Origin of the sequence: Enterobacter sp. 198 (genome assembly GCF_009025585.1) — a bacterium.
GTDB classification, from domain to species: domain Bacteria; phylum Pseudomonadota; class Gammaproteobacteria; order Enterobacterales; family Enterobacteriaceae; genus Enterobacter; species Enterobacter ludwigii.
Genome location: NZ_WCIM01000019.1, coordinates 370,477 through 389,492, shown reverse-complemented (window position 1 = coordinate 389,492; position 19,016 = coordinate 370,477). Strand labels below are relative to the sequence as shown.

Annotated in this window: 18 protein-coding genes; 11 read left to right on the top strand and 7 right to left on the bottom strand. The window is 52.5% G+C overall.

Annotated elements, in window-relative coordinates:
• From F8561_RS11890 to F8561_RS11880, 3 genes are all read left to right on the top strand, one after another.
• Complete coding sequence (locus F8561_RS11890; RefSeq protein WP_151887494.1) at positions 1-741, top strand: response regulator; 741 nt, start codon at positions 1-3, stop codon at positions 739-741.
• Complete coding sequence (locus tag F8561_RS11885) at positions 738-2,036, top strand: ATP-binding protein (RefSeq protein WP_148575645.1); 1,299 nt, start codon at positions 738-740, stop codon at positions 2,034-2,036. The genes F8561_RS11890 and F8561_RS11885 overlap by 4 nt, the downstream gene beginning before the upstream one ends.
• Positions 2,037-2,173: 137 nt before the next feature.
• Entirely contained in the window at positions 2,174-3,364 is a 1,191-nt protein-coding gene (locus F8561_RS11880) for a cytochrome c biogenesis protein/redoxin (protein ID WP_014170066.1), read from the top strand.
• Positions 3,365-3,370: 6 nt separating this feature from the next.
• On the opposite strand, the gene tam is transcribed toward F8561_RS11880, so the two are convergent.
• Complete coding sequence (gene tam / locus F8561_RS11875; protein WP_020884139.1) at positions 3,371-4,129, bottom strand: trans-aconitate 2-methyltransferase; 759 nt, start codon at positions 4,127-4,129, stop codon at positions 3,371-3,373.
• Between the two features lie 82 nt (positions 4,130-4,211).
• Positions 4,212-4,796 carry an NUDIX domain-containing protein gene (locus F8561_RS11870; RefSeq protein WP_149376535.1) on the bottom strand — a complete coding sequence of 195 codons (585 nt, stop codon included), beginning with the start codon at positions 4,794-4,796 and terminating at the stop codon, positions 4,212-4,214.
• Between the two features lie 86 nt (positions 4,797-4,882).
• Here F8561_RS11870 and F8561_RS11865 point away from each other — a divergent pair, with 86 nt between their 5' ends.
• Positions 4,883-5,656, top strand: a complete 774-nt coding sequence (locus F8561_RS11865) for a DeoR/GlpR family DNA-binding transcription regulator (protein ID WP_020884137.1) — start codon at positions 4,883-4,885, stop codon at positions 5,654-5,656.
• 60 nt (positions 5,657-5,716) lie between these two features.
• On the opposite strand, the gene F8561_RS11860 is transcribed toward F8561_RS11865, so the two are convergent.
• Entirely contained in the window at positions 5,717-6,079 is a 363-nt protein-coding gene (locus tag F8561_RS11860) for a DUF4406 domain-containing protein (RefSeq protein ID WP_020884136.1), read from the bottom strand.
• A gap of 226 nt (positions 6,080-6,305) precedes the next feature.
• On the opposite strand from F8561_RS11860, the gene F8561_RS11855 reads away from it, so the two are divergent.
• The gene (locus F8561_RS11855; RefSeq protein ID WP_151887520.1) at positions 6,306-7,925 is read left to right on the top strand and encodes a mechanosensitive ion channel family protein; all 1,620 of its coding nucleotides are present in this window, start codon (positions 6,306-6,308) and stop codon (positions 7,923-7,925) included.
• A gap of 292 nt (positions 7,926-8,217) precedes the next feature.
• A complete protein-coding gene (locus F8561_RS11850; protein ID WP_151887493.1) occupies positions 8,218-8,802 on the top strand; it encodes a hypothetical protein in 585 nt (194 codons plus the stop codon).
• A gap of 49 nt (positions 8,803-8,851) precedes the next feature.
• Here F8561_RS11850 and F8561_RS11845 read toward each other — a convergent pair whose 3' ends face one another.
• Positions 8,852-9,751 (bottom strand): LysR family transcriptional regulator, encoded by a 900-nt coding sequence (locus tag F8561_RS11845; protein ID WP_151887492.1) that lies wholly within the window; start codon positions 9,749-9,751, stop codon positions 8,852-8,854.
• Positions 9,752-9,890: 139 nt separating this feature from the next.
• Between F8561_RS11845 and F8561_RS11840 the strand changes: the two genes are divergently transcribed.
• From F8561_RS11840 to F8561_RS11820, 5 genes are all read left to right on the top strand, one after another.
• Positions 9,891-10,193 (top strand): hypothetical protein, encoded by a 303-nt coding sequence (locus F8561_RS11840; protein ID WP_032680999.1) that lies wholly within the window; start codon positions 9,891-9,893, stop codon positions 10,191-10,193.
• Positions 10,194-10,287: 94 nt separating this feature from the next.
• Entirely contained in the window at positions 10,288-10,845 is a 558-nt protein-coding gene (locus F8561_RS11835) for an NAD(P)H-dependent oxidoreductase (protein ID WP_047955615.1), read from the top strand.
• A gap of 18 nt (positions 10,846-10,863) precedes the next feature.
• A complete protein-coding gene (locus tag F8561_RS11830) occupies positions 10,864-11,883 on the top strand; it encodes an aldo/keto reductase (protein WP_151887491.1) in 1,020 nt (339 codons plus the stop codon).
• A gap of 29 nt (positions 11,884-11,912) precedes the next feature.
• Positions 11,913-12,644 carry a putative quinol monooxygenase gene (locus F8561_RS11825; protein WP_151887490.1) on the top strand — a complete coding sequence of 244 codons (732 nt, stop codon included), beginning with the start codon at positions 11,913-11,915 and terminating at the stop codon, positions 12,642-12,644.
• 77 nt (positions 12,645-12,721) lie between these two features.
• Positions 12,722-13,924: a serine hydrolase domain-containing protein gene (locus F8561_RS11820; protein ID WP_080471937.1), complete on the top strand. Its 1,203-nt coding sequence runs from the start codon at positions 12,722-12,724 to the stop codon at positions 13,922-13,924.
• A gap of 156 nt (positions 13,925-14,080) precedes the next feature.
• Here the strand turns inward: F8561_RS11820 and F8561_RS11815 are convergent, their stop codons facing one another.
• From F8561_RS11815 to F8561_RS11805, 3 genes are all read right to left on the bottom strand, one after another.
• Positions 14,081-14,392, bottom strand: coding sequence for a hypothetical protein (locus tag F8561_RS11815; RefSeq protein ID WP_049022559.1), 312 nt, complete (start codon positions 14,390-14,392; stop codon positions 14,081-14,083).
• 221 nt (positions 14,393-14,613) lie between these two features.
• A complete protein-coding gene (gene silA / locus F8561_RS11810; RefSeq protein WP_032678165.1) occupies positions 14,614-17,748 on the bottom strand; it encodes a Cu(+)/Ag(+) efflux RND transporter permease subunit SilA in 3,135 nt (1,044 codons plus the stop codon).
• Between the two features lie 10 nt (positions 17,749-17,758).
• Positions 17,759-19,009, bottom strand: coding sequence for an efflux RND transporter periplasmic adaptor subunit (locus tag F8561_RS11805; RefSeq protein ID WP_151887489.1), 1,251 nt, complete (start codon positions 19,007-19,009; stop codon positions 17,759-17,761).
• Positions 19,010-19,016 lie beyond the last annotated feature (7 nt).

Sequence of the window (19,016 nt, the reverse complement as noted above, 5' to 3'; positions counted from 1 at the left end):
GTGGAGCATATTGATCATATCCTTGTCGTCGATGACGACAGGGATATTCGTGAGCTGATTGTCGATTACCTCATTAAGTCCGGATATCGCGCCTCTGGCGCGGCGAATGGCAAAGAGATGCGAGTTGTGCTTGATAAACAGCATATCGATCTTGTGGTGCTGGATGTCATGATGTCCGGCGATGATGGATTAACGCTGTGTCGTCAGCTCCGAAGCGGTAAACATAAAGACTTGCCCATTCTGATGCTCACGGCGCGTAACGAGGAAACAGACCGGATCCTGGGGCTGGAGATGGGGGCAGACGATTATGTCGTGAAACCTTTTGTTGCACGCGAGTTACTCGCGCGGATCAAAGCCATTTTACGTCGTTTCCGCACAATGCCTCCCAATTTACAGGTGACGGAAGCCGGACGACTGGTCACGTTCGGAGAATGGCAACTGGACACCGTGGCCCGTCATTTAATCGACAGTGAAGGGATGGTGGTGGCGCTCAGCGGGGCGGAATATCGTCTTCTGCGCGTGTTCCTCGATCACCCTCAGCGCGTCCTGACCCGGGATCAACTGCTAAATCTGACCCAGGGGCGCGATGCCGAGCTCTTTGAACGATCGATTGATCTGCTGGTGAGCCGGGTGCGTCAGCGTCTGAATGAAGACGCCCGCACGCCGGCTTATATCAAGACCGTGCGCAGTGAAGGCTATGTCTTTACAATGCCGGTGACCATAAAAGAGGCCAATGAATGACGCTTTGGCCACGCTCGTTGCTGTCCCGGCTGTTGGTCATCGTGCTGGCTGGACTCTTGCTGGCCAATACCCTCAGCCTGACGCTGGTGATGGTTGAACGTATGCACAGCGCCCGCAGCGTAATGCTGGGTAATCTGGAAAACGATGTAGCCACTAGCGTGGCCATTCTTGACCGGCTTCCCGCTCATGAGCGGGCGGCCTGGCTGCCGCGGCTGGAGCGCGGTAACTATCGCTATATTCTTGGGCCTGGAGAACCGGGCGCACCCCCTGAGGATAAACGTTCACGCGATGCCATTCGAACGCTAAAAGAGACCCTTACGGCTGACTACCCGCTCACGTTTACCGCCGTTCCCGGTCCCATTTCCCATATTCAGGCGCATCTCACCTTACGTGATGGGGCACCGTTGACCATCGATCTGACACCACGCATGCCGCCGGTCGCCAGCTGGTTACCTGTTGTGCTGGTATTGCAGCTGCTGCTGCTTGCGGCCTGTGCCTGGATTGCCGTGCGTCAGGTGATTCGGCCTTTCTCACAGTTTACCCGTGCGGTTGACGCGCTGGATCCGGCGGCAAACACACCAATGACGGAGAAGGGGCCGGTAGAAGTGCAAAGAGCCGCGCATGCCTTTAACGCGATGCAGGCGCGCATTCAATCCTATCTTCGCGAACGCGCGCAGATCCTGGCATCCATTTCTCACGACCTGCAGACGCCCATCACGCGCATGAAATTGCGCGTCGAGATGACCGATCAACCCGAGTTACGCGACAAATTATTGAACGACCTCGATAACATGACCCGTCTGGTGCGGGAGGGGATTGCCTATGCCCGGTCATCAGAATCTCTGGAAGAGACCTCGCTAAAGCTGGAGCTCAATGCCTGGGTAAACAGCATTGCCTGTGATTATCAGGACATTGGTAAAAACGTGCAGTTTCAGGCAAACGACGCCCGCCTGCCGATAGTGACTCGGCCGCAGGCACTTCGCCGGGTGATGACCAACCTCCTGGATAACGCGCTTAAGTTTGGTGGCTATGCCGTTATTGAGATTGATGATTCTTCTGCCGGACACATTGCTATCCATATTCTGGACGGCGGGCCGGGGATACCCGAGGCTGAACTCGACGCGGTATTACAGCCTTTTTATCGGGTAGAAACATCGCGTAACCGTGATACCGGCGGTACCGGCCTGGGGCTGGCGATTGCCGCGCAGCTGACCGCGCAGCTTGACGGGAAACTGCGGCTGGCAAACCTTCCTGAAGGCGGGCTGAAGGTCACGGTAACGCTGCCGCGTCGCTGATTGTACGGTTTTGTATCCGGTTGCGTGACCGATACGAGAGCAGACAAATCGTCCCGTTTTGCACACATCCCAAACACATCCGTACGATGAAATACCCTCACTGCAGCGTCGCAGGCCATCTGTAATGTGAGGTTTTTATGTTTTTGATAATCGCGTTTCTGGGCGGGATGATAAGCCTGCTCAGTCCATGTACGCTCCCGGTGATACCTCTTCTGTTTGCCGGTTTTCAGGGGCAGCGAAGACATATCCTGGCTCTGCTGGCAGGGATGATCGTGATGTTTACCGTGGTGGCGATGGTTGTCACGGTTGCCAGTGAATGGATCACGGATGCCACGATAATAGGGCGCTGGCTGGCACTCATTATTCTGGCTACAGCCGCGCTGGCCTTAATTTTCCCGTCCTTCGCCCAGCGTATAGCCGGGCCTGCGGTCAGCGCGGGCAATATCCTCAATACCCGCAGCGGACAAACGCGCGGAATGTTTTCCGCTTTCCTGGCCGGACTGGCCGTCGGTCTGCTCTGGTCTCCCTGTGCCGGACCGATCCTTGGGGCTATTTTCAGTATCAATATTGCGGGTCATTCGGCCATCACTACCGGCGCGCTGCTGGCGGCGTATGGCAGCGGATGTGCGCTTATGTTGGGCCTGCTTATGGCCGGCGGTCGGAAACTGATGGCACCGCTGCGGGCCAAATCAGCGCTGATGGAAAGGTTGCGCAAGGGGGCGGGCGTGGTGATGTTAGCGGCTGTGGCGTTCAACGCCACGGGGATGAACTCGGTGCTGAAGGGTGCAAATGGGGTGGCAGACCGTCTTGAAACGACGCTGTTGACCCTGGCGAAGCCCGCCACTGCGCCAGTAAAACTGCAGCCGGTCGTAATGACCGAACCCAGCAGTCAGTTGCCTTCGTTAAGTGGAGGTACCGGGTGGATTAATGGTGACCCTGTCACGTCTGAATCATTGCGGGGTAAAGTCGTCCTGATTGATTTCTGGACCTGGGACTGTATCAACTGCCAGCATACGCTCCCGCATGTCCGCGGCTGGGCCACGCGATATCAGTCCCAGGGTCTGGTGGTCATCGGCGTGCATACGCCTGAATATCCGTGGGAAAAACCGCTCTCGTCGGTGAAAAACGCGGTGAACAAATGGCAACTGCCGTATCGGGTCGTGACGGATAATAACTACCAGATCTGGAACGCCTTCGGGAACCAGTACTGGCCGGCACATTACTATTTCGATGCCAAAGGGCAGTTACGTTATACCTCTTTTGGTGAAGGTAACTATGAAGAACAGGAAAAAGTTATCCAGCAGCTGCTTAAAGAGGCCCGCTCATAACGTTGCTCAGGGCTGACGTTGAGCAATGATAAACAACCGTGGAAAAGCCAGCAGTATCTGCCCGTTTTCCTGGAGCGGATACTGCTCTTCCAGCATTTCATGGTAGCGCTTGAGAAAACGTTTCTGCTCGCTCTCATTAAGCTCCTGCAGCCACGGACGTAAACCGGTCGCGCTTACCCAGTCAATGATGGCCTGGTGTGAGCTCATTTTATGGAAATAGGTTGTCCGCCAGATATCCACATCACAACCGGCGTCTGTCAGAATGTCGTAATAGGCATGTACGCCGGGCAAGGCTTCACGACCCCGGTCAGGATAACCTTGCTCCCAGGCAACTTCACGCATCGCCACATGAGTGGGCTCAAGCCAGTTGTCTGGCATCTGAATGGCCAGTACGCCATTTAACGTGAGCAGAGAGACCAGGTGCGGCAGAAGATCGTAGTGGTCGGGCACCCACTGCAATGAGGCATTGGCGTAAATCAGGCTCAGCGGCTGGCCGGGCTTAAACTGGCGGATATCGGCCTCAACAAAGTGGCAATCCGGTAAGGCGCTGCGGGCTTCGTCGAGCATCGCAGGTGAGTTATCGACCCCTGTGACGTGCGCTGAAGGCCAGCGATGTTTTAACAGCGCCGTACTGTTTCCAGGCCCGCAGCCCAGATCGACGATGGATGACACGTCATCCAGGGGAATTCTGGCGAGCAATTCAGCGGCGGGGCGCGTACGTTCGGCTCCGTATCGCAGGTACAGGGAAGGGTTCCAGTCAGCCATCTTTGCATCTCCGTTGTGCATGCTTCAGCAAGAATAGCACACGCAGACACCTGCACTGCGGCAGGTGTCTGTCCTGCGGCAATTACAGAATGCCTTTCAGGGCAACATGATAAAGCAGCATGATGGTTTTCCCGTCGACAATCCTGCCCGTTTCAATGCCGCGCAGTGCCTCTTCCAGCGTCATTTCCAGTACGTCGATATCCTCACCCTCCGCTTTGAGTCCACCGCCTTCACTGGTTCTGTCTTTCGGCTGGTATTCGGCGAGATAAAAATAGAGTTTTTCAGTGACGGAGCCCGGGCTCATGTAAGCTTCAAAAATTTTCTCAACGCGGGAAACGCTATAGCCGGTCTCTTCTTCCGCTTCTGCTTTAATCCTGCTTTCCGGATCCATGTTATCGAGCAAGCCCGCAGCAGCTTCAATAAGGTCATCTTTGTGCCCGTTAATAAAGACAGGGAAGCGGAACTGGCGGGTCAGGATCACCGTCTTTTTATCCCGGTTATAAAGCAGGATGGTGGCTCCGTTTCCCCGGTCGTAAACTTCGCGATTTTGCCGCTGCCATTCGCCATCGCGTCGCTGCAGATCAAAGGTATATTTTTTCAGGATGTACCAGTTATCAGACAGTGTTTCACTTTCTATGATGCGTACATCTGCACGTTTTGATTGCACGTTTGTTCCTCCTTACGTAGAGTAATTATCATAAACAGCATTGTCGTGCAGTTTCAAGATTGAACGTGCAATATCAGGAATTCCTTATGCTCACAACGCAGCGAAAACAATTGATCCTTGAAAAGCTCGAGGCTGAAGGTCAGGTCCAGTCGAAAGCGCTCAGCACGCTCTTCGCGGTGTCTGAAGACACGATTCGGCGTGATTTACGCGAGCTGGCGGCAGAAGGGCGTTTACAGCGTGTTCACGGCGGGGCGCTGCCGTCATCCTCGGCCATTGCCCCGTTTGCTGAGCGTAAATCGGTAAAGATGGATGCCAAGAAAAATGTCGCCCGTAAAGGTGCGCAGCTGATTTCTGACGGCCAGGTGGTGATCATTGACGGCGGCACGACCACCTCAGAGCTGATTACGTTTTTACCTCCTGATTTAAAGATAACCGTGGTCACGCACAGCCCTGGCATTGCGCTGGGACTTGTCGAACATCCCTCCATTGAGGTTATCCTGATCGGTGGCCGTCTGTATAAACACTCTATTGTTGCGGTCGGCGCGGCTGCTATCGAAGGCATCGAAAAAATCCATGCGGACCTGTTCTTTATGGGAGTGACCGGCATCCATCCTGATGCGGGCCTGACGACCGGTGATTTTGAAGAGGCGAGTATCAAACGTGCATTTTCCGGCAGAGCCGCCGAAACGGTTGTGCTGGCTTCCCCCGAAAAAATCAATACCGCGTCATCTTTTGTGATTGGCGATCTGTCGCTGGTGAACACGATTGTCGTTGAAGACGATACCGATAGCGCCTGGATTAACGCGGTAAAAGAAAAGGGGGTTTCCGTGGTGATGACCTCTGAACCGGAAAAGGCATAACCCACGCGAAAAGCCTTTATGATCCGGCCTGTCGGTAAGCCGACAGGCTGGCAGGCAACATCAAACCTGAGGGATATCCTCAAGCGCAGTGTAAATCTTAAGCCCCAGCGTTTGCGCCACCTCAATGTCCATATCGGCCCCTTTGGACGCGCCGGCAATCCGGTAGATAGCATCACATTTCGCAATGAGTCGGTGCGCGACGGGATACAGCATTGCTTCACTGATTTCATCACCCATCGATTTCGAGCCAGCCGCTTTTGCCAACGGTAAGGCCAGCCATTCGCCAATAACCGGAACGTGGCCACGTTGATAGACGGCTAACGCCGCATTTTCAAGACGAGCAAGGTTTTCATCAATGCGCGCCTGCACGCCATCGGTGCCGCTACGATAGGGGCCGGCGATTAAAATCAACTGTTGTGTCATATCAACCTCAGTAAGTAAAAATGCATGAGTTTGCACGTTTGTGCGTCTTTTGTTTCTGGCTTCATATTAGTCGCCAATTTCGTGCAATTTCAAGCAATATTGTGCATTATGGTTTTTTTAAGACAGTTGCAGAAGAGTCGAGCTGGTCTATGCTCAAAAAGCAGAGATCAGCCATTCTCTGGGCGTATTGAAAAATAACAATAATCTTGCGTTTCAGGGGGTGGAAATGAAGAGGATTCTGCTCGTTACAGTGTCATGCTTGCTCTCGGTAATCTCCTTTCTCAGCGTAGCCGCAGAGCCGCGCCAGGAGCCGACAGATCGGGAGCGCGCCAGAACGGTTTATATTTTCCATCAGCCGATAGTTATGCTGCAGGCAAAATTCGGTCTGACCACGCCTGAAGAGCGAGTTTTGCGCATTCGTAATACGCTGCGCAATTTCTCTCAACAGGATGTTCGGGAGCCCCTGAAAATTATTCCGGTTACCCGTTACAACCAACCGGGAAGACTGATTGTGATGAACGGCAAGCCGGTGATGTTACTGGCACAAGACGATCTCGATGAGGGTGACGACCTGACGCTTGATGAAGCTGCTCAACGTGTGCTGACCCGAATGGAGGCACAACGTACGGCACTTCGCGATCAATATGACGCCGGGTGGCTGGCATTATCGGCAGGCAAAACGGCCGCAGGGCTGCTGGCACTGTTTGTTTTCTGGTACGGTGCCTGGCGGTCATGGCGTGGAGTAAGGCGTTTTTACCGAGGCCGCATTCTTGAGAACCGCAGTATCATTCCACAAAGCTGGCGCAGGTTTGTCGGCGCGATTGAGACTCGTTTGTATGCTTTGCTGATGATTATTTTGGGTATTCTCGGGCTTTATATCTGGCTAAGTTGGGCATTCAGTCTGTTTCCCTGGACGCGCGTTTGGGGGGCATCGCTGGGTGACTGGACCATGCGTGTTCTGCGGGATATTGCACTGTCGATTGTCTCGGCTATGCCGGGCATTTTGATCGTCCTGATTATTTTTCTTATCACAGCCTTCATTCTAAAACTCCTTAAAGTCTTGTTAAATCAGGTAGAAGCAGGGCGTTTACACCTTCCAGGGATCCATCCTGAAACCGTCGGCGCGACGCGGAAGTTAATTTCTGTGGTGGTGTGGTTATTTGCTCTGTCTGCAGCATACCCGTTTTTACCGGGGGCCAATTCACTGGCCTTTAAAGGTATCAGTGTATTCTTTGGGCTGATGTTGACCCTGGGATCTGCCGGGGTGATGAATCATGCCATGAGTGGCCTGGTACTGATTTACTCGCGAGCATTGAGAAAAGGCGACATCATTCGGGTCGCGGATAACGAAGGGTTGGTCACCGAGATAGGTATGCTCGCGACGAAAATCATTACGCGGGAGAATTACGTTGTAACCGTACCGAATGCTGTCGTAGTTAGCGGCAAAATCACTAATCTCAGCGCGCAAAATCCAGATGGTGGCGTGAACCTGACGACAGGTGTCACTATCGGATACGACACGCCATGGCGGCAAGTTCATGCCATGCTGGAGATTGCCGCCAGACGGGCGAAATGTATCGATCAGTCACAACAGCCGCTGGTAAGACAATTGAGTTTGATGGACTGGTATATTGCTTATGAACTTCAGGTGAAGCTGTGTGCCGGGCAATCACTGGCGGAGGCCCGCAATGAACTGCACAGCAATATTCAGGATGTCTTTAACGAGTTTAATGTACAAATCATGTCGCCAAACTTTGTGATGCAACCAGAAGGCGCGGTCGTCGTGACGGAAGATAACTGGTATGCAGCGCCGGCAGAGAAGTCAGAGAATAAACAGCGTGAATGAAGATGGCTATGCAGGTTTAGAGGATTCGGAGCAGATAAGGTGCATTAGAGACTGTTAAACACCAGAACAAGGATGACCACAAAAAGCCAGATTCTGCCTTAATCTATGTTGGTGCGCATAATGTATATTATGTTAAATTGACTATTATGATCCATTCATGGGCAACACTCATTATGCAATCCTACCCTTTTCTAATTCCAGGCCATCCTGGCTGACCACAGGATATTGGCTCAACGTTTTAACACTGCTATCATCGAAATCATTAATTAAGCGTTAAGCCTAGAGTATTCAAATGCTTAAAGAGCTATCCCGTCGTCTACAACACTGTAACGACATAGCTGTACGTATAAACAATGCCAACGATTCGCAGCTGCAAGAACTGAAAACGCAGTTGGCCCAGCAGATGGGTAAGCCCGTGGGGCTACATACGATAGGCATCCCTGCGGGAATCAGCACCCTCGGGGTGATTGTCAGTTTTGCTATTCCGCAGCTATGGTTGGGCTACGGCGTATTCGCCGCACTCAATCAGCCGGCAGAAAAGGTATTTGTGTGGGTAGTGCTGATTGCCCTTCTGTTCGCCGGCATCAACGGTCTGACGATGTTTATGATGGGTAAAGGCAGTATTCGCGCCGTGCGGGTACATCTTTCTCTGGCATTCATAAGCCTTCTGCTGACGGTCGTTTATCTGATTGCGGCGCTGAGCGGCACCATCTGGCCAGGCGTCAATTTAACAGCCGCACTGGTGAGTGTTGTCATGTTGCTGCTCAGCGGTTTCTGTATACGATCGTCTTCCTTCTATACGATGCTGCTATTTACCCTTCATAATCGCGCCTGGCGCCAGCAAATCCGCCAGACATGTAATAACATGCTGCGTTAAACACATTCCCGCCACTATTGGCGTGACTTCGCCCTGTGCCTGCGCAACCTTATCGCTCGGTCGCGGAGATCAGAAAATCAATCAGGGCTTTCACCCTTTTCGTTTTCCCCGCGTTTTTCGGGTAATAGAGATACACTGGCGGATAGGTTTTCCAGAAGCTCTCCATCACAGGTACAAATTGTTCCCGATCTGGCTGTAACCGCCAGATGGGTTCGAACAAGCGCCCAATTCCCAGTCCGTTACGAATTCCGTCTGCCATAACATCAATATCGTTGCTGATTAACTGCCCGGGCATCTCAACGGTTAACTGTTCTCCGCGATCGTTCAGGATCAACGGAAGGATGCGGTTGTTAGTGATAAAACGGTAACCAATCAATCGGTGATGACTAAGATCTGCCGGCACCTCAGGTATACCCTGTTCAGCGAGATAGGCAGAGGATGCGTATAACCCTTCACGAAACGGTTTCATTAACGGCCGTGCTACCACCCCACCCTCCAGAATATCGCCAAAACGAATCCCCAGATCAAAACGCTCCTCGATAATATTCACGGTACCGTCGAAGACCGAAATTTCCAGTTGAATCCTTGGGTATTGCTGACAGAACGCAGCCATTGCAGGCTTGAGAATTAACAGATAGGCGAAACGCGAGAGCGTAATTCTTACCACGCCAGAGGGTTCCTGATTCCGATCGCGAATGCTTTCCAGCGATTTTTCCAGCGAATCCACCGCGGCGGCCGTTTGTTCCAGCAACTGTTGCCCGGTTTCGGTCAGCTCAATACGCCGGGTCGTGCGCACAAAAAGCGGATGACCAATATGCTCTTCCAGCAACTTAAGCGCATTGCTGACGGAGGGCGGCGTGATTTCAAGTTTCCTCGCGGCTGCCGAGATATTTCCTTCACGCGCAATGCTCTGAAAGATGCGGATCTGATTATAAAGAGCGTTATTCATAGCATTTTCCTTAAGCAATTACCGCCTGATTATTAAGTACAGACTAAAGATGCTTAAGTCAATGCTCGCCTTATCTTCATACATTGAGGCTCTTATACTTTCTGCTCTTCTCACTGAAAACTGATTACTGGAGCGACTGATGCGAATTTTATGTCTGGATATTCCCGCCGCGGGTGCATCGCCGGAAAAATATGCACCGCACCTTACTGCTGAAGCATTGCACGCCTGGGGACTGTATAAATCCGGCGTCATCCGCGACATCTACTTTCGTCAGGACAGACCCGGCGTCGCTATTTTCCTTGAATGTGACGCTGTCGAGGAAGCGATGAACGTAATGGCCGAATTCCCTCTGGCGAAAGCAGGCTTATTAAGCTTCGAGTGCATTCCTCTTGGCTCCTTTATTAACTGGGAAAATCTCTTCTCAGAAGAATTTAAAAACTAAAAGCACGGCGTGGCTGACGTCCCGTCTTTTTAAGACGCTGCATCTGAAAACACGCCTGAGTTAAACATTCATCAATTCTGCATAACTAATTGAAATGAAAAATATCCTTATCGTTTCCGGACATCCAGAACTTAACCATTCTGTCGCCAACGCCACCATCCTTGACGAGGTGGCGACAGCCCTGCCCGACGCTGAAATTCGTCGTCTGGACTGGCTCTATCCGGACGGCAAATTCAATATCGGAGCGGAGCAGGAAAGCCTGCTCAGGGCCGATGTGATTGTCTGGCAGTTCCCTTTTTCCTGGTACGGACTCCCGGGACTCATGAAACAGTGGCTGGATGAAGTTTTTGTTCACGGTTTCGCGCATGGTTCCACGGCGAAACTGGGTGGTAAAAAGCTGGTTCTCTCCTTCACAACGGGGGCACCGCAAGTGCTTTACACCGCTGACGGTTTCTTTGGCCACACCATTGAGGAGTATCTCATTGCCTTCGAGACGACGGCAAGGCTGTGCAATCTTGAGATGCTGGCACCGATTTATACCTGCGGTATCAGCTACGCCGACAGGGATGCCGAGAAAATCGCCCAGCAAAAAACGCTTGCCCGGGGGCACGCGTCAAGGCTTGTCGACCTGCTTAACGCTATTGGTGAATAATTCGGAAGGAGAATAACGATGCAGTATACCCGGCTCGGTAAAAGTGACTTACTTGTCTCTCGCATCTGCATGGGATGCATGGGGTTTGGCGATCCGTTGACAGGCCAGCATCGCTGGACGCTGGACGAAACGGAAAGCCGGCAGATCATTCGCTACGGCCTTGAACAGGGCATCAATTTTTACGATACCGCCATCGCCTACCAGAACGGTTCGAGTGAACGGTTTGTTGGCCGGGCGTTGCGTGACATGGCGAAGCGCGATGATGTGGTGCTGGCTACAAAGTTTCTGCCGCGGACGCACGCGCAAAATGCCGAGGGGATCAGCGGAAAACAGGCAATAGCCCGCTCGCTGGATCTGAGTCTGCAAAATCTGGGTATGGACTACATAGACCTCTACATTTACCACATCTGGGATTACAACACGCCCGTTCTCGAGGTGCTTGAAGCGCTGCATGCCGCCGTTACTGCCGGCAAAGTGCGCGCTATAGGGATCTCAAACTGCTACGCCTGGCAGCTGGCTAAGGCGAACGCGCTTGCAGAACGCGAAGGGCTGACGCCCTTTGTTTCCATGCAGAGTCACTACAACCTGATTATGCGTGAAGATGAACGTGAGCTCTTCGGTTTATGCGCTGAGGATGGGATCGCGTTGACGCCCTATAGCGCGCTGGCAAGCGGCCGCCTCTCCCGCAAAGAAGGCCACACGCGGCGAGCCGTCGAGGATGACTACGCCCGCGGGAAGTATGACCGGACGGCAGAACAAGATCGGATCATTATCGAACGCGTTGCCGAGCTTGCCGAAGAGTATCAGGTATCCATGACGGAAATATCTCTCGCCTGGCTACTGACCAGGGTCACCTCACCTATTGTCGGTGCCACGCAAAAACGTCATGTCGAAGGTGCAGTAAACGCCGTGAGTCTGCAGCTGAGTCCGGAGGCGATCCGCTATCTGGAAGAATGCTATCAGCCCCACTTTCTGACGGGGGTTATGGCGCAAAATACGCCGCATACCAAAGATGTTAAGCAGGTCTGGACGCGGTAGCCTGTCTCTGGTTTAGAAAAAGGATCATCATGAAAAAGAGTCTCATGTTTTTAACTTTCCTGCTAATAAGCAGCCCTGCCTTTGCAGAAAGTCAGGGCATACAGGATACGCCCGTGATGAATATCGTTGAGATAAGCATCACACCCGATCGGGACAGGCATTTTGATGAAGTTGCCAGGCAAACAATCACCGCTTCGGTTGATCATGAAGTGGGCACGCTGGCGATGTACGCGCTGAAACGCAGTGACAATGCGCGTCAGGCATATATGGTTGAGCTTTATGCAAGCGAGTTGGCCTACCGCAAACATCTGGATGCCGCTCCATACAAAGCGTTTGTTACTCAAGCACCTGATATGATTGATCGGAAGCTGAAAATCACACTCGTGCCGCAATTTACAGGGGACAAACACATCATACCCGATGAGCGGACCATCAATAATCTGGTGGTAGTTGAGGTGAAGCCGGAATATCAGACCGAATTCAAAAACATTGTCCTTCCTGAAATGGCTCAGTCGCTCAACATAGAAAAAGGCGTGCTTGCCATGTATGCCGCGACAGACGTAGATGATCCCCACCGCTGGTATTTCTATGAGATTTACGCCAGTGAGGAAGATTATCAACTCCACAGACAGACGCTGCACTTTAGGGATTATCTAAAGCAAACGGCGCACATGAGTACCCGTAAAACGTCTATTCCTGTCAAACCACTATTTCTGCGTAATAAAGGCGGGATAACCGCAGAAATCGCCCCTGGCGGCTAAAGCGTAGAAAAATGGCGTTTACGCAGGCCAGGTGTGATACATTCCGGGCGCTCTAATGACCACCACACATGACAGGTATGCAGAACATAACTCAACAATTTCGCTGGCTTCTGCTTGTTATCCCGTCACTGAGCGGTTGTGGCACCCTCTCGCAAATGTCCTCCCCGGCAGGAACACAGGAACTCCTCACCCATAAATCGCTGGACGGCGACGTTGATAGCGTGGTCCGTCACTATATGGCGCAAAAATCCGTTCCCGGGATGACGGTTGCGGTGATCCATAATTACGGTTCTCCGCAGTTTTACAGTTGGGGCGTAACTGATGCGGCCAATCGCTACCCGATCGGGTCCAATACCTTGTTTGCCCTCGGTTCGCTCAGCAAAGGGATTACGGCGGAAGTGGTGGCTTGTCTGGTGAACGAAGGAAGGCTGAGTTGGGACGATAACCTGGCGACATTGCTGCCACCGGGTACGCCCTTAAGCGCAGATGCACAAAAAATTACTCTACTGGAACTGGTGACCCACACCTCTGGCCTGCCCCGTCAGAATATGGATGTTCCGATGCTGGGAAAATTCATCAGCTATTTAAGCAGTGGCGATAACTTTTATGGCGAACTGGATAGCGACAACGTATTGCGCTATTTAGCCAACTGGCATGCGCCGCAGCATAAAATGCCGCAATACTCTAATACCGGCTATGCCCTGATTGGCTATATCCTGAAACACAAAACCGGCGAAGATATTCAGAGTTTAGCCTCGCGCTATATTTTTCAACCGCTGCAAATGGCTAACAGTAGTTTTACTCCCCAGACGTTAAAGGGATACCCGCAGCGTGCGCTTGGCCATGCTGGCGATCAGCCCAAATTCATCCCGCGCGGGCAGCTGACGCCCGACTGGCATTTTTCCAACAACATGGTAGCGGCAGCGAGTTTATACAGTAACGCCGAAGATCTGGCCGCGTATGCCCGCTATCACGTGGCGACAACCGACAATCGCTTATTGGATAGCGTCTTTGCTGAAGTCAGTAATACCGATATTCAACGCCCCGATGGTGTACAGGGTATTGCCTGGACCACCGACTTTATCGGTCTGGAAAAAATTACTTATCAGGTAGGCTATATTGGCGGCTACTCAAGCTTTATCGGTTTCGATAAACAAAAAGGCAATGCGGTAGTCGTGCTTCAAAATGCGTTTAACTGGAGTAACTATATTGGTATCGCACTATTAATGGATATGGCGAAAAACGATAGCCAGAGAGAAGAACATTCTCGCGCGCTGTAACCTCGCCTGGTCATGTCTGCAAACCAACTGCAGCGCTTCTCCGTATCGGCATGATACTGCTCAGCGGTGGCTGCATTCTTACTGCGACCTTCTAAAAGATGCTGAAAACGCCCCTCACTCGAGGAGCGTATACCCGTGACATCCACCACGCGCCAGTTAATTCGCCTGATTCATACGGCGATGTTTCTCTGCCTGTTGCTGGTGAATAACAGAAGACTGCCCATTGTTCGCCGTTTCATGCACAACGGCGGCCTTCTCATGCTCATTCATTGCAGAGAAAGACTTTGCCGATTCGGGAGTAGTATTACAGGGGCCAGCTTTGAGCATTTTCTTGTGCATCTCAGCCATGGTTTGATGCGCAGTTGCCTGAGCGTTATTAACCTGGTCGTGCATGTTGATCGTTTCTGCTGCCCAGCCAGATGAGGTGACAGCCATAATGGTGACAATGGATAACAGGATCTTTTTCATGGTCGAATCTCCTAAGTTTACATGCTCTGCAATATCGCTGAATGAAAAGTCAGAGATAAATGCATCGGCGTCTGAATTATCATTGATTATAAAAACCGACCTCTGTTTATCCCGTGACGGGCTGATGACATTTCTGTCACTGGGCCATACGGGGAATAACCCCCTGCCCCATACGCATAAAAAAGGACACTCCAGCGTGTCCTTTTAATATCGTCGCGCGTTTATTTATGTCTTCGCAGCCAGATTAATTTGTAGGCGGCCGGAATAATGAACAGGGATAACAGCGGAGCCGTAATCATTCCTCCAATCATCGGCGCGGCTATCCGGCTCATGACTTCTGAGCCCGCACCGGTTCCCCAGAGGATGGGCAACAGACCGGCAATGATAACCGCTACGGTCATTGCTTTCGGTCTCACGCGGAGTACCGCCCCCTGATAAAGGGCTTCATCGAGCCCTTCCGCGGTAAAGGTTTCCCGCTGGGCAAGCGCCGGATGGGCTTCAATGGCATGACGCAAGTACATCAGCATCACCACGCCAAACTCTGCTGCCACCCCGGCCAGGGCAATAAAGCCGGTTCCGGTCGCCACGGACATATGGAAGCCCTGCCAGTACAGGAACCAAATTCCGCCGACCAGGGCGAATGGCAGACTCATCAGAATAAGCAGTGCCTCATCAACACGACGGAATGCCAGATATAACAAAATGAATATGATCATTACCGTCATCGGCACCATCAGTTTCAGTTTTTTATTGGCGTGCTCCAGCAATTCAAACTGTCCGGAGAAAGAGACACTGGTGCCCGGTCTTAATTTTACGTGCTGGCTGATAGCGGTTTTAATGTCGTTCACAACCGACACCATATCCCTGCCACGGGCATCAATATAAATCCAGCTGGCAGGACGGGCATTTTCCGTTTTCAGCATGGTAGGTCCGGAAACGACACGAATATCAGCGACATCGCCCAGGGTAATTTGCTGTTTCATGGGCGTCAGAATGGGCATCTGTTTCAGTGCCTGTGGGCTGTTTCGGTAATCCTGAGGGTAGCGGATATTGATCGGGTAACGGGCTACGCCCTCAACCGTCTCGCCGGTTGTTGCGCCACCGATGGCTGATGAGACAAACAGCTGCACATCACCCACCGTCATTCCGTATCGGGAGGCTTTCTCGCGGTTGATATCCACGTCGATGTAGCGTCCGCCTTCCAGACGTTCTGCCAGTGCTGAAACCACGCCCGGCACGGTTTTGGCCACCGCTTCGATACGTTGTGCCGTGACATCAATATCAGACAAAACGGTGCCAGACACCTTGATACCGATTGGGCTTTTAATGCCGGTGGAGAGCATATCTATACGGTTACGGATCGGCGGTACCCAGAGGTTAGCCAGGCCGGGCAAACGCACGGTCTTATCCAGTTCATCAACGATCTTGTCAATCGTCATTCCTGGTCGCCACTGATCTTCAGGTTTAAGCTGAAGGGTGGTTTCGACCATTTCCAGTGGCGCGGAGTCGGTCGCCGTTTCGGCCTTACCGGTCTTACCAAATACGGAGGCCACTTCAGGGACGGTTTTGATTAATTTGTCTGTCGTCTGCAAGAGCGCGGCAGCCTCTGCCGGCGATACGCCAGGTAACGTTGAAGGCATGTACAGCAGATCGCCCTCATTGATCTTTGGCAGAAATTCCCCCCCGACCTGACTCAGCGGCCATATGACCGTAAAAATAGTTAACGCCGCAACCAGCAAGGTCGTTTTCGGCCAGTGGAGCACGCGAAGCAATAACGGGTGATAGGCATTAATCAGCAGTCGGTTCAGCGGGTTGCTGGTCTCCGCGGGGATTTTCCCTCTGATCCAGAACCCCATCAGTATAGGAATGACGATGATCGCCAGCGCGGCCGCGCCCGCCATGGCATACGTCTTCGTGAAGGCCAGCGGCCCAAACAGGCGCCCTTCCTGTCCCTCAAGCGTGAAAATGGGGATGAACGACAAGGTGATGATCAGCAGGCTGATAAACAGCGCCGGGCCCACTTCAACGGACGCATCGGTAATGACCTTCCAGCGGGTTGCGTTGTCTATCTGCTCCTCAGGGTGTTGATGATCCCACTCTTCCAGCCGTTTATGCGCATTTTCAATCATCACAATGGCGGCATCCACCATCGCCCCCACGGCAATGGCAATCCCGCCCAGAGACATAATATTGGCGTTTAGCCCCTGGAAATGCATGACGATAAAGGCAATGCACAGGCCAAGCGGCAGAGAAACGATCGCCACCAGCGCAGAGCGGATATGCCAGAGGAACAGCGCACAGACGATGGCCACCACGATAAACTCTTCAAGGAGTTTGTTACTCAGGTTATCAATGGCGCGGTCAATTAACTGGCTGCGATCGTAGGTGGTCACCACCTCGACACCCTCTGGCAGGCTGGCTTTCAGCGTCTCCAGTTTGTCTTTCACTGCGGTAATAACTTCACGTGCGTTTTTCCCCGAGCGCAGGATCACGACGCCACCAGCAACTTCGCCCTGGCCGTTAAGCTCTGCAATGCCGCGCCGCATTTCCGGGCCCGTTTGCACGCGGGCCACATCGCGCAGATAAACCGGCACGCCGTTCTCGCCCGTTTTCAGGACGATATTATTGAAATCATCAATGGACTGAAGGTAACCGCTGGCGCGGACCATGTACTCCGCTTCCGCCATTTCAATGGATGATCCCCCTGCTTCCTGGTTAGATGATTCGAGAGCCTGTTTAACGTCGGGCAGCGTGACACCGTACTGCGCCAGCTTCAACGGATTAACCTGAATCTGATACTGCTTAACCACGCCGCCTACTGACGCAACCTCCGCGACGTTAGGGATGGTTTTCAGTTCGAATTTCAGGAACCAGTCCTGAAGGGAACGCAGTTCTGCAAGATCGTGTTTTCCGCTGTGATCCACCAGGGCATATTCAAATATCCAGCCGACACCGGTGGCATCTGGTCCTATTTCTGAGCTTACACCGGCAGGCAATTTGCCCTGAACCTGGTTCAGGTATTCCAGAACGCGCGAGCGAGCCCAGTAGAGGTCAGTACCGTCTTCAAAAATGACGTAAACATAGGAGTCACCAAACTGGGAAAAACCACGCACGGTCTTTGCGCCGGGTACCGACAGCATGGTTGTCGTGAGCGGATACGTGACCTGATTTTCAACAATCTGCGGAGCCTGACCGGGATAGCTGGTTTTAATGATCACCTGCACATCAGACAGATCGGGCAATGCATCCACAGGGGTATTGATGATAGTCCATGTTCCCCAGACGCTGAGAAACAAAGCGCCCATCATCACCAGGAAACGGTTGGCGACGGAGCGCCGGATAATCCATTCAATCATCATCGTCTCCTTAATGGCCCGAATGCGCGTCGTGAGTTTTTTCAGGATGACGCATGCGCTCCAGCGCACCGCTAATATTGGCTTCGGAGTCAATCAGGAACAGACCGCTGACCACGACAGAATCGCCTTCGTTCAGTCCGCTGCCAATCGCGGACTGTTGCTGAGATTCATGCAGAACATGAATGTTTTTTGGCACAAAACGCCCTTCCGCATCGACCACAATCACCCGCTGTTCTTTGCCCGTATCAATCACGGCCTGGGATGGGATCAGCAGCATCTCCTGGCTCCTGGCGTTCAGTTTCAGGTAGGCGTTCATGCCGGGTTTCAGGCTTTCGTCTTGGTTGGAGACCTGCAGACGGACCTGCAGCGTGCGGGTAGTTTGATCCACGCTGGGGAGAATGTTCCATTTTTCAACGGCAAACGATTTATCCGGGTACGCGGGCACTGAAATTTCAAACTGCGAGCTGTCTTTGAGAAGATACGCAATGGATTCCGGCACGGCCGCACTGATCCAGACCGGATCCATCCCCTGTATCTGTGCCACCACATTATCTTTGGTAATGTTCATGCCCGCGCGCAGGTTAAACGCCGTAATCACGCCATCTATAGGGGCCTTGATAGTAAAACGGGTCTGGATACTCCGGGTCGCACGCAGTCGTTGAACATCCTCTTCCGGCATGCCGGCAAGACGTAGTCGCTCCAGAACACCTTTTATCTGGGTTGGGGTTCCGCCGGTACCCGATAACAACAGGAACTCGCTTTGCGCTTCTACCCATTCCGGAATGGTGATATCGATAAGCGGCGTCCCTTTTTTAACATGATCGCCCACGGTCAGTGGGTACACTCTCTCAACGAAACCCTCAGAACGCGCCTGCACAATGACAAACTGATATTCGTTATAACTGACGTTGGCCGGTATGGTCTGGGCGTAATTCAGCGCTCCCCGCGTCACTTTCTGCGTTTTGAGTCCCAGGTTCTGAACCTGCGTCGGGTCAATACGAATACCCTCACTGCTTTTTTCGTCATTTTCATCGGCATATTTCGGCACCAGATCCATATCCATAAACGGAGACTTGCCGGGTTTATCAAACCGGGTATCCGGCTTCATCGGGTCATACCAGAAAAGAACTTTTCTCTCCGTCGTGGTCTGTTCTGTTTTTTCTGCGGGATGCACCGACTGCCAGGCGATAACTGAAATCAGCCCTCCTGCAATAAGGCTGCCGAGGATGACGGCAGCAAACTTTATTCTTAAAGAGGCCATGCTTTTT

Coding starts and splice junctions, on each gene's coding strand:
- F8561_RS11885 (WP_148575645.1), top strand. CDS start 738: ATGACGCTTTGGCCACGCTCGTTGCTGTCCCGGCTGTTGGTCATCGTG.
- F8561_RS11880 (WP_014170066.1), top strand. CDS start 2,174: ATGTTTTTGATAATCGCGTTTCTGGGCGGGATGATAAGCCTGCTCAGT.
- tam (WP_020884139.1), bottom strand. CDS start 4,129: ATGGCTGACTGGAACCCTTCCCTGTACCTGCGATACGGAGCCGAACGT.
- F8561_RS11865 (WP_020884137.1), top strand. CDS start 4,883: ATGCTCACAACGCAGCGAAAACAATTGATCCTTGAAAAGCTCGAGGCT.
- F8561_RS11860 (WP_020884136.1), bottom strand. CDS start 6,079: ATGACACAACAGTTGATTTTAATCGCCGGCCCCTATCGTAGCGGCACC.
- F8561_RS11855 (WP_151887520.1), top strand. CDS start 6,306: ATGAAGAGGATTCTGCTCGTTACAGTGTCATGCTTGCTCTCGGTAATC.
- F8561_RS11850 (WP_151887493.1), top strand. CDS start 8,218: ATGCTTAAAGAGCTATCCCGTCGTCTACAACACTGTAACGACATAGCT.
- F8561_RS11845 (WP_151887492.1), bottom strand. CDS start 9,751: ATGAATAACGCTCTTTATAATCAGATCCGCATCTTTCAGAGCATTGCG.
- F8561_RS11840 (WP_032680999.1), top strand. CDS start 9,891: ATGCGAATTTTATGTCTGGATATTCCCGCCGCGGGTGCATCGCCGGAA.
- F8561_RS11835 (WP_047955615.1), top strand. CDS start 10,288: ATGAAAAATATCCTTATCGTTTCCGGACATCCAGAACTTAACCATTCT.
- F8561_RS11830 (WP_151887491.1), top strand. CDS start 10,864: ATGCAGTATACCCGGCTCGGTAAAAGTGACTTACTTGTCTCTCGCATC.
- F8561_RS11825 (WP_151887490.1), top strand. CDS start 11,913: ATGAAAAAGAGTCTCATGTTTTTAACTTTCCTGCTAATAAGCAGCCCT.
- F8561_RS11820 (WP_080471937.1), top strand. CDS start 12,722: ATGCAGAACATAACTCAACAATTTCGCTGGCTTCTGCTTGTTATCCCG.
- F8561_RS11815 (WP_049022559.1), bottom strand. CDS start 14,392: ATGAAAAAGATCCTGTTATCCATTGTCACCATTATGGCTGTCACCTCA.
- silA (WP_032678165.1), bottom strand. CDS start 17,748: ATGATTGAATGGATTATCCGGCGCTCCGTCGCCAACCGTTTCCTGGTG.
- F8561_RS11805 (WP_151887489.1), bottom strand. CDS start 19,009: ATGGCCTCTTTAAGAATAAAGTTTGCTGCCGTCATCCTCGGCAGCCTT.